The sequence below is a fragment of the Bradyrhizobium sp. genome (assembly GCF_049581145.1).
Taxonomy (GTDB): Bacteria; Pseudomonadota; Alphaproteobacteria; order Rhizobiales; family Xanthobacteraceae; genus Bradyrhizobium.
Genome location: NZ_JBAURI010000909.1, coordinates 1 through 1,564, shown reverse-complemented (window position 1 = coordinate 1,564; position 1,564 = coordinate 1). Strand labels below are relative to the sequence as shown.

General features: G+C 65.8%; 2 protein-coding genes. Both read left to right on the top strand.

Annotation, left to right across the window (positions count from 1 at the left end):
- Positions 1 to 66: 66 nt before the first annotated feature.
- Positions 67 to 360: a putative quinol monooxygenase gene (locus tag WCB02_RS29795; protein ID WP_423963551.1), complete on the top strand. Its 294-nt coding sequence runs from the start codon at positions 67 to 69 to the stop codon at positions 358 to 360.
- Between the two features lie 72 nt (positions 361 to 432).
- A partial coding sequence (locus WCB02_RS29790; protein ID WP_423963549.1) for an RNB domain-containing ribonuclease occupies positions 433 to 1,564 on the top strand: 1,132 nt, incomplete at its 3' end.

Sequence of the window (1,564 nt, the reverse complement as noted above, 5' to 3'; positions counted from 1 at the left end):
GAAGAGTCTGTTAGCGGGTTCTCGCGAAGAACGAGGCCGCCATCCAATCGAAGAGGAGGATTCATCATGGTGAAGCTGGCACTTTACGGATTACTGAAGGCAAAACCGGGAAAAGAAGGTGAGCTCGAGGCTTTTCTGAAACAGGGCGCGGAGCTGGCGCGCAAAGAAACCGGGACGGTGACGTGGTACGCGATTAAGGAGGACGACGGGCGGTACGGAATCTTTGACACGTTCAATGATGAGGGCGGCCGCGAGGCGCACCTGAACGGGGAGATTGCGAAGGCGCTGATGGCGAAGGCGGGTGAATTGCTGGCGGAGCCGCCGCAGATCCACAAGATCCAGGTGCTGGCGGTGAAGTGAAGAAGGCAGCCTGTAGCCGGTAGCTTGTGGCCCGTAGCGAGACGCGGGCGGTCGCGTACCATCGAACAAACCATGAGCGGTCGCGCCCTAACGGATAGCGAATTACTGCGCCACATCGAGCGGCTGCCGGGCGGCCGAGCCGGCTACAAGCAACTGGTGCGCGAGTTGGGGCTGGGCGGCGGCCAGGAGCGCCGCGTGCTGCGCGAGCAGCTGGGGCGGCTGACCGGTACGCGACAGCTGACGCAGGTGGATGGCGAGCACTGGGTGATTCGGAAGCCGGGATCTGAGAGCGCCGGACGGGAGGGCCGGGCTAAGCAGGAAGAGCACGGAACGGGCGCCCGCAGAGGGATTCGCAGCGAGGATCTGATCGCGGGGCGGCTGGACCTGCATCGCGATGGGTACGGATTTGTGCGGCCGACGCCGGCACATCCTGGCGAGCGGGCGGCCATCGGCGAAGACGTTTTTATTCCTCCCGGCGAGATGGGCGGCGCGATGCAGGGCGACCAGGTGCTGGTGGAGCTGGCGGCGCCTCGGTTTGGGCGCGGGGACGGGCGTCGATCGGGGCGCGTGGTGCGGGTGCTGACGCGCCGCAACCCTACGGTGGTGGGGATTTTCCATTACGCGCGGCGACTGGAGAACGAGACGGGTCGAGGCGGGAACTTTGTCGTCCCGTTCGACGAGCGGATGACGCAGCCGATTGTGATTCCGCCGGGCGCGGAGTTGCCGGCGGCCGCGAGCGACCTGACGCCGCATCGGGTGCTGGGCAAAGAGGCACAGGCGGCGCGGCACCATGCAGATTTCGAGGGGCTGGTCGTCGATGTGGAGATCACCGACTGGCCGTCGGCGACGCGGGCTGCGCGCGGGCGTGTGATCGAGGTACTGGGCGCAGAGGATGAGTTCGGCGTCGATGTGGAGATGGTGATCCGCAAGCACCATCTGCCACGCGTTTTTCCGGAGGCGGTGCTCCAGGAGGCGCGCGAGGTTGCGCGTTTTGATGCTGCGATTGCGGCGAAGCGGCGTGATTTTCGCGGGCTGCCGATTGTGACGATCGATGGCGAGACGGCGCGGGACTTTGACGATGCAGTGCTGGTGCGGCGCGGCGCGGATGGCGAGTGGGAGCTGCAGGTTCACATTGCGGATGTGGCGCAGTATGTCAGGCCGGGGACGGTGCTCGATCTGGAGGCGAGGCTGAGGGGGACATCGG

Excerpts from the sequence above, each read along its gene's own strand:
- WCB02_RS29795 (WP_423963551.1), top strand. The coding sequence starts at position 67 with ATGGTGAAGCTGGCACTTTACGGATTACTGAAGGCAAAACCGGGAAAA.